Source organism: Streptomyces sp. CNT360 (genome assembly GCF_000424785.1).
Map to the genome: position 1 here is coordinate 53,088 of NZ_KE384248.1, position 7,654 is coordinate 60,741.

At 73.3% G+C, this 7,654-nt stretch carries 4 protein-coding genes and 1 pseudogene; 4 read left to right on the forward strand and 1 reads right to left on the reverse strand.

What is annotated here, in order from left to right:
• The first annotated feature begins 92 nt into the window (after window positions 1-92).
• Window positions 93-440, forward strand: a complete 348-nt coding sequence (locus tag H297_RS0132845; protein WP_027740495.1) for a hypothetical protein — start codon at window positions 93-95, stop codon at window positions 438-440.
• 43 nt (window positions 441-483) lie between these two features.
• Here H297_RS0132845 and H297_RS40670 read toward each other — a convergent pair whose 3' ends face one another.
• Window positions 484-1,089 carry a hypothetical protein gene (locus H297_RS40670; protein ID WP_051352392.1) on the reverse strand — a complete coding sequence of 202 codons (606 nt, stop codon included), beginning with the start codon at window positions 1,087-1,089 and terminating at the stop codon, window positions 484-486.
• Window positions 1,090-1,287: 198 nt separating this feature from the next.
• On the opposite strand from H297_RS40670, the gene H297_RS0132855 reads away from it, so the two are divergent.
• The 3 genes and pseudogenes from H297_RS0132855 to H297_RS39875 form a co-directional block, all read left to right on the forward strand.
• Window positions 1,288-1,749: a WXG100 family type VII secretion target gene (locus H297_RS0132855; protein ID WP_027740496.1), complete on the forward strand. Its 462-nt coding sequence runs from the start codon at window positions 1,288-1,290 to the stop codon at window positions 1,747-1,749.
• Between the two features lie 56 nt (window positions 1,750-1,805).
• Complete coding sequence (gene eccCa, locus H297_RS39870) at window positions 1,806-6,029, forward strand: type VII secretion protein EccCa (protein ID WP_078515005.1); 4,224 nt, start codon at window positions 1,806-1,808, stop codon at window positions 6,027-6,029.
• A 15-nt stretch (window positions 6,030-6,044) separates the two neighbouring features.
• Window positions 6,045-7,654: pseudogene (locus tag H297_RS39875) on the forward strand (hypothetical protein); the annotation flags it as partial.

Here is a 7,654-nt window from a genome sequence, read left to right on the forward strand (position 1 = left end):
GTCTCCCGGCGCGGGACGGGCCCGGCGCGCCGCGCGAACCACCGGGCAGGAGGACGACACGACTCGACGGGCGAAAGGCAGGTGGCCATCTCGTGGCGGCGGACCCGACTCTTGAGCAGTTCCTCGCGGATCTCAAGGCACTGAAGGACGCCATCGACGTCGTCCAGCGGCAGGCCGACTCCATCAAGGACACGATGGGGGACATCGACACCAGGATGAACGGGCTCGCGACCCACTGGGCCAGCCCGTCCTACCAGTCGTTCGACGACGTCAAGTCGTGGTTCCACCGCACGCAGCACGGCCTGTCCGACATGCTGGACGACATCCTCACCCGCATGCAGACTTCCTACTGGAACTACCACGACGCGGAGGCCGCCAACTTCTCCAACATCGGGGACGGTGTGCCGAACCCGCTGAACGGTGGACAGCGCGATGTCTGAGCGGACGGCGGCCCCGCGTCGCCCGACCGCCGCCTCTCGACGCTCACTTGCCCGCGGGCGGGTCCGGGAAGCGGGACTCCCGGTCGGTCTGCGCGTACACCTGCCCGGAGTGGTTGATCAGCGCGATGTACTCGCCCAGCTTCTCCAGCGAGGTACCGATCTGGAGCAGCGCCCGCTCCATCGCGGGGTTCATCTCGGCGGCGAACTGCTCGCCCGCATCAGCGAACGGGTTGGGGTGCTCCACGATCTTGCCGGGGTTCGGGCCGTCGTAGACCAGTTCCTTGGTCGTGGTGCCCTGCCCGAAGACGGTGCCCTTGACGGCGTCGACCTTCTTGCGCACCTCCTCGTACTCCGAGACGGCCGTCCGCGCCTCGGTGAGCATGGACGTCTCGGCGGTACGCACGGTGGGCAGGTCGATGCGCATGTCCACCGCGTGCTCGGCGTCGGCCTCCTCGTCCGGCGGACCGTCGCCCTGGGAGGGGTAGATGTCCTTCGGGTCGTCGTTGAAGGACGGCGGCTGCTCCCAGGCGACCTTGTCGACGGGGACGAGGCCGCCGAGGTCCTTGCCGTTGTCGGGGCCGGGCCCCTCGTCCTGACCCCCTTCGGGCAGGGGCGTCGTGTCGTACTGCGACGTGATCGGGTCGGTCACCGCATCTCCTCCGCGCTCGCTCCGCGCCTCGCCCGCCGGGCCGCGTCCGCCGCGGCGGCACGCTCGGGCGCCCACTCGGGCAGGTCTCTCACTCCTGCCCATGTACGTCAGCATAAATCCTGTAAATCCGTATCCTCGCGCCGCCGTTCCTCCCGACAGCACCTGCGTGCGGGCGGCCCCACCAAGGAGCGATGACCCATGGCCGAACCGAGCGGAACCGACTACGACGCCTCCGTCATCGACGTCTCGCCCTCCGGTATGAAGGCGCTGTCCACCACCCTGACCAACCTGTCCAACGAGGTCTCCGACAGCCTCGCCGCCATCAGGACCCAGCTGGACGGCCTCCATCTGGCCTGGCAGGGCGAGGCCGCCACCGACGCCGACGAGGTCTCCCAGGACTGGCTGCGCGTCATCACCGACCTGTTCGGTACCGAGGAGGACCCGCAGAAGGGCGTACTCCCGACGCTCGCCGGCGGCGTCCAGATGGCGGCCGGCAACTTCGCCAAGGCCGACGAGGGTGTCGCGGAGCTGTTCAAGAAGTTCCGCAACGACCTGACCGCCCCCTCCGGCGAGGGCGAGGACAAGGAGCCCAAGGACACCCCGCCCGACGCGGTCACCGACACCAACAAGACCGCCGTCACCATGACCTTCCCCGACTAGGCCGCAGCGCCCCCAGAACGCGGCCCCTCCCCGAAGTCCCCACTGAGGCAGCCACCTTGAGTCGCATCCCCTTCCACCGCCCCGTCCGGATGACGCCCCCGCCGATGCCGGAGGGCAGGACCACGCTGGCCACCCCGCCGCAGCGCCCGCAGCCGCAGGGCGCGGCGGGCTGGCTGATGCTGCTCCTGCCGCTGCTCAGCAGCATCAGCATGGCCGCGTACATGGTCGCCTACGGCCGCGCGTGGATGATTCTGCTCGGCATCGCCTTCGTCGTGGTGTCGGTGGGCATCACCATCGGGGTCCGCATGCAGCTGCGCGGCAGCCGGCGGCGCAACCAGTACCGCCAGCGCGAGCGCTACCTGGAGTACCTGGCGGGCATCCGCAAGCAGGCGCTGCGCACCGCTGCGGCCCAGCGGCTGGCCGACGCCTGGCGCCATCCGCACCCCGACCGGCTGTGGGCCGTCGCCACCCGCCGCCGGCGGGTGTGGGAACGCCGCCCGCAGGACGTCGACTTCCTGCACCTGCGGCTGGGCACCGGCACCGTGCCGCTCGCCCACGCGCTCAGCATGCCCCAGCAGAACGACCCGACCGTCGAGCTGGACACCGAGGCCCGGCACGCGGCCGGCGAAGTCGTCCGCACCCAGGGAACCGTCGAGAACCAGGCCGCCTGGGTCGACCTGCGCTCCGCCGGGGTGATCAGCCTGCTGGGGCCGCGCCCCCGCATCCGGGAGACGGCCCAGGCCCTGTTGCTCCAGCTCGCGGTGCTCCACGCCCCCGACGACGTGCGGATCGCCGTGGTCACCGGCTCCGACGCCGCCTGGGACTGGACGAAATGGCTGCCGCACGCCCAGCTGCCCGACGAGGAGGCACGCCACCGTGAGCAGGAGGTCGTCCCCCTCGTCTCCGCCGACCTCGGCGGCCTCGCGGACCACCTCCAGGCCACCCTCGACCAGGCGACTGCCGAACGCGCCGAGCGCAACAGCCGCATCGTCACCCAGCGCGACGCCGGGCCCCGTCGGCACCTGGTGGTCTTCCTCGACGACTACGACCCCGAGGCCCCCTGGGCCCGCTCCGCCCTGCTCGCCGACCTGCTCACCGAGGCCGGGCCCGAACTCGGCCTGCACGTGGTGTGCCTCGTGGAGGAAGAGGGCTCCGAGCCGGGCCGGGTCGACGTGCGCGCCCGGGTCGACGCCCGCGGCGAGCTCACCCTCCAGGGGCGCGCCGCGGGCCTGCACGCGGAGGTGGACAAAGCCGTCGCCGACGAGGTGCGGCCCGCCGTGCGGGAGCAGGCCGCTCGTGCGCTGGCGCCGCTGCGCCTGTCGGGGGAGCGGGAACAGGTGCTTTCCGAGCACGTCTCCCTGACCGGCATGCTCGGCATCCCCGATGTCGCCACCCTCGACCCCACCCGCGCCCGGCGCGGACCCGACGACAAGAACCTGCTGCGCGTCCCGATCGGCGTCACCGGCACCGGCGAACCGCTCACCATGGACCTCAAGGAGTCCGCACAGGGCGGCATCGGCCCGCACGGCCTCGTCGTGGGCGCGACCGGCTCCGGCAAGAGCGAACTGCTGCGCACGCTGGTCACCGGCATGGCGCTCGTCCACTCCCCGGACCACCTGGCCTTCGTCCTGGTCGACTTCAAGGGCGGTGCCACCTTCGCCGGGGTCACCGAGCTGCCGCACGTCTCGGGACTGATCACCAACCTCGCCGACGACCTCGCCCTCGTCGACCGGATGCGCGCCGCTCTCCACGGCGAACAGCAGCGCAGGCAGCGCCTGCTGCGTGAGGCGGGCAACGTCGACTCCGTGCGCGAGTACCAGCTCAAGCAGGCCGCCGGCGGCACCGACACCAAGGGCGACCCGCTGGAGCCGCTGCCCTACCTGGTCGTCGTCGTCGACGAGTTCGGCGAGCTGCTCTCCCAGCGGCCCGACTTCATCGACCTGTTCGTCCAGATCGGCCGCGTCGGCCGCTCGCTGGGCATGCACCTGCTGCTGGCCACCCAGCGGCTGGAGGAGGGCAGGCTGCGCGGCCTGGAGTCCCACCTGTCCTACCGGATCTGCCTGCGCACCTTCAGCGCGGCCGAGAGCCGCGCCGTCCTGGGCACCTCCGACGCCTACACCCTGCCCGCCATCCCCGGCTCCGCCTACCTCAAGGTCGACGAGTCCGTCTACGAGCGCTTCCGCGTCGCCCACGTGTCCGCTCCCTACCGCGAGCAGGCCGACGGCTCGGCCGCCTCGCTGGAGCCCGTGCCCTACGCGGTCCACGGGGACCTGCCCCCGCTGGCCGCCATCGAGACGGACACCTCCCCGTGGGACTGGGACCCCGAGGGCGGCGCCACCGAACTGCAACTGGCCGTCGAACGGCTCGTCGACAAGGACGCCCCTGGCCACCAGGTGTGGCTGCCGCCGCTGCCTGCCCACTTCGGGCTCGACCCCCTGATCGGCGAGGCCGAGGAGGAGACCGGCCTCGGCCTGCGCTGCGGACAGTGGCCCTTCGCCGGTGAGCTGAAGTTCCCCGTCGGCGTCATCGACGTACCCTCCCGCCAGGAGCAGCGGCCCCTCGTCCTCGACCTGACGGAGCGGCAGGGCCACCTCGCCCTCGTCGGCGCCCCGCAGAGCGGCAAGAGCACCTTCTTGCGCACCGCCATGCTCAGCGCGATGCTCACCCACACCCCCGAGCAGATCCAGTTCTACTGCGTCGACATGGGCGGCGGCACCCTGCACGGGCTGGCCGACGCCCCGCACGTCGCCGGGATCGCGGGACGCCGCGACGAGGAGCGGGTGCGGCGCGTGCTGGCCGAGGTCAGCAGGCTGGTCACCGCGCGCGAACAGATGTTCCGCGAACTGCGCATCCCCTCCGCCGCGGAGCTGCGCCGCCGCCGCACCGAAGGTGACCTGCCCGACGGGGTACGCGCCGCTGACGTCGTCCTCGTCGTCGACAACTGGGCAGCGCTCAACGCCGCGGACGACGCCGCCGTGCAGACCCTCACCGACATCGCCACCCGCGGTCTGGGCGTCGGCGTGCACCTGCTGTTGACCGCCAACCGCTGGGCCGAGATCCGGGTCAACCTCCGCGACAACCTTCCCGGCCGCCTCGAACTGCACCTCAACGACCCCTCGGAGTCCGAGATCAACCGCCCCGCCGCCCGCGCACTGGGCGCCACCGTCCCCGGCCGCGGACTGTGCTCACCCAACCTCGTCCACCACATCGCGCTGCCGCGCCTCGACGGCACCGACGGCGTGGACGGTCTCGCCGAGGCCGAGGCGCAGCTCGTCGCGCGCATCACCAAGGCCTGGCACAAGCCCGCCGCCCCGGCGCTGCGCGTCCTGCCCGAACGCGTCACCGTGCGCGAGCTGGCCACGGCCGCGGCACCCTCACCCGCCGAACGCTGGGAAGGCCATGGCCCCGCCATCGGCGCCGACGAGGTCCCCATCGGCATACGCGAATCCGATCTGCGCCCCGTGGGCCTCGACCTGACGGCGGACGCACCGCACTTCGTCGTCTTCGGCGACTCCGGCTCCGGCAAGACCGCCTTCCTGCGCGCCTGGATGCGCGGCATGGCCGACCGGCACTCCGCCCGCGACCTGCGCTTCATGGTCGTCGACTACCGGCACAGCCTGCTGGACACCGTGCCCGAGGAGTACCTCGGCGCCCGCGGCGGCGATGCCGAACTCGTCGCCGGACAGGCCCAAGCCCTCGCCGCCACCCTGCGCGAGCGCATCCCCCCGGCCGACGTCACCGCAAGCCAGCTCGCCCAGCGCGACTGGTGGCAGGGGCCCGAACTGTACGTCGTGGCCGACGACTACGACCTGGCAGCCGGCAGCATGGGACGCGGCCCCCTCGCGCAGCTCGCCGAGTTCATCCCCCAGGCCGAGGAACTGGGCTTCCACCTCGTGCTGGCCCGCCGGGCGGGCGGCGCCGGCCGCGCCCTGCTCTCCGACCCGCTGCTGAGCAGGCTCAAGGAGATCGGCACCGACGGCCTGCTGCTCTCCGGGGAACACAGGGAAGGCGCGCTCCTCGGCGAACACCGTGCCCACCGCCGCCCGCCGGGCCGCGCCCTGCTGGTCCGCAGGCGGCACGAGCCCACACTCGTCCAGCTCGCCCTCGACGAGACCGACACGTCAGGGCGCACGGGCGCGGACACGGGCCCCGGAGCGCCGGGCGCCGACGACAGCGCTCCCTCGACGGAGCCGCCGGTGCACGAGAGCCACCCCGGCACAGCCGCCGGAGAGACCACCGTTCCGGCGCCCGACCGGCAGACCGCATCCGAGCACAGCTGAGGAGGACAGGCCACCATGGAGGACGCGGAGTCCGTACTCGGCAGCATCAGCCTCGACGCGATCTACGACCTCGGCAACGCCTGGATCACTCTCGGCGACGAGATCCACGAACGCCGCGTCGCCGTCGACGGCCACGTCTCAGGGCTCGGCATGACCGGGGCCGGCGGCAAGGAAGCCGGTCTCGCCTGGTCCGAAGCCGTCGGCCCCACCATCGACGACGCCGCCGAGACCGCCTGGACCATCGGCCAGACGATCAACCGGTACGGCGACGAACTGAAGGCAGCCGCCGACGAGTACGCCAAGCAACTCAACGCCGCCATGTGGGCCAACATCCTCGGCTTCCTCGCCGGCATCGTCTTCATGGCCATCGGTCCACTGCTCGGCCCCCTCCTGGCCACCATCGGCACCATCCTCAGCAGGCTGATCCCCGTCATCGCCCGGCTGGCCGCCCGACTCGGTTCCGTCGCCACCACCGCCGTCAACGTCGCGGGCGGCGCCGTCGCCGGGGCCGCCGGCACGCTCGGCATCGACGTCGCCGTCGGAGAGGCCGGTGCCGCCATCGCCGGCACCGACTACCACGTCGACTGGGGCGCCGAGGCATGGAGCGTGGGCCTGGGCGGTCTGCTCGGTGGCCTGGGCGGCGGCCTCGCCGCGTGGCCGCACGGCAACCGCCCCGGCGGACCGTGGGGCAGCGGGCCCAAGGCCGGATCCCCGCCGCCGGCCACCGGGAAGCCGGGGGCCCAGCAGAGCGGCAACCCCTCTCCGGGCGGCAGCGGCGGCAAGGTGGGTCCGCCGCCGAAGATGCCCGGAGGCGACCGCACGAACAACGGCCCCGGCGGGCTGGACAACGGGCCCGGCGGGCGCACACCCGGCCCCCTCACCCCGGAGCGGGGCGGCGTCTCCGCCACCGAGGGGCACCCCACGAGCAGCGGCCCCGGTGCCGGACGCCCCGGCGACCTCGGCGCACCCAACCCCGCACCGAAGGGCGAGGGTTCAGCCGTCAACTCCACCGCGCCCCCCGGCACCCCCGCGCCGGCACCCAGGCCCGGCGGACCGACCCCCGCCGGCAAGAACAACTCCGGGCCCCCCGTCGGGCAGCGCCCCGGCGCCGGGCGGCCCGTGCCGACCGCGAGCCGGCCGGGTCCCAACGACAGCACCCCGGAACCCGCACCCGGGGGAGGACGTGCCCCCGGCGCAACCCGGCCCACCCCGCCGCAGCGCCACGACAACGCCGCAGGTGAGTCCGTCACGCCCCCGACCGGTCGCGGCGGGCCGGGCGGCGACCGGAGCGGCAACAGCCCCACCGTCACCCGCCACACCCCCGCCGGAGGGCCCGCCCGCTCCGACAGCGGCCCCGAAGCGCCGGCACCCACCCGCTCCGACCCGTTCGACTCGCCCGGCCAACGGTTGGGCGGGCCGCAGGCGAATCCGCACGGGACTCCGCTGCCGAAGCAGGGGGGTGGTGGGTCGTCGTCCGCGACGGAGCAGCCTCCGGGGCGTTCGGGTGGTTCGGATCCGTTCGAGTTGCCGGGCCAACGGTTGGGTGGGCCGCAGGCGAATCCGTATGGGATTCCGGAGCCGCGGCCGTCGGGGGGTTCTGGTGGTCAGGAGCGGCCGGGTGGGGG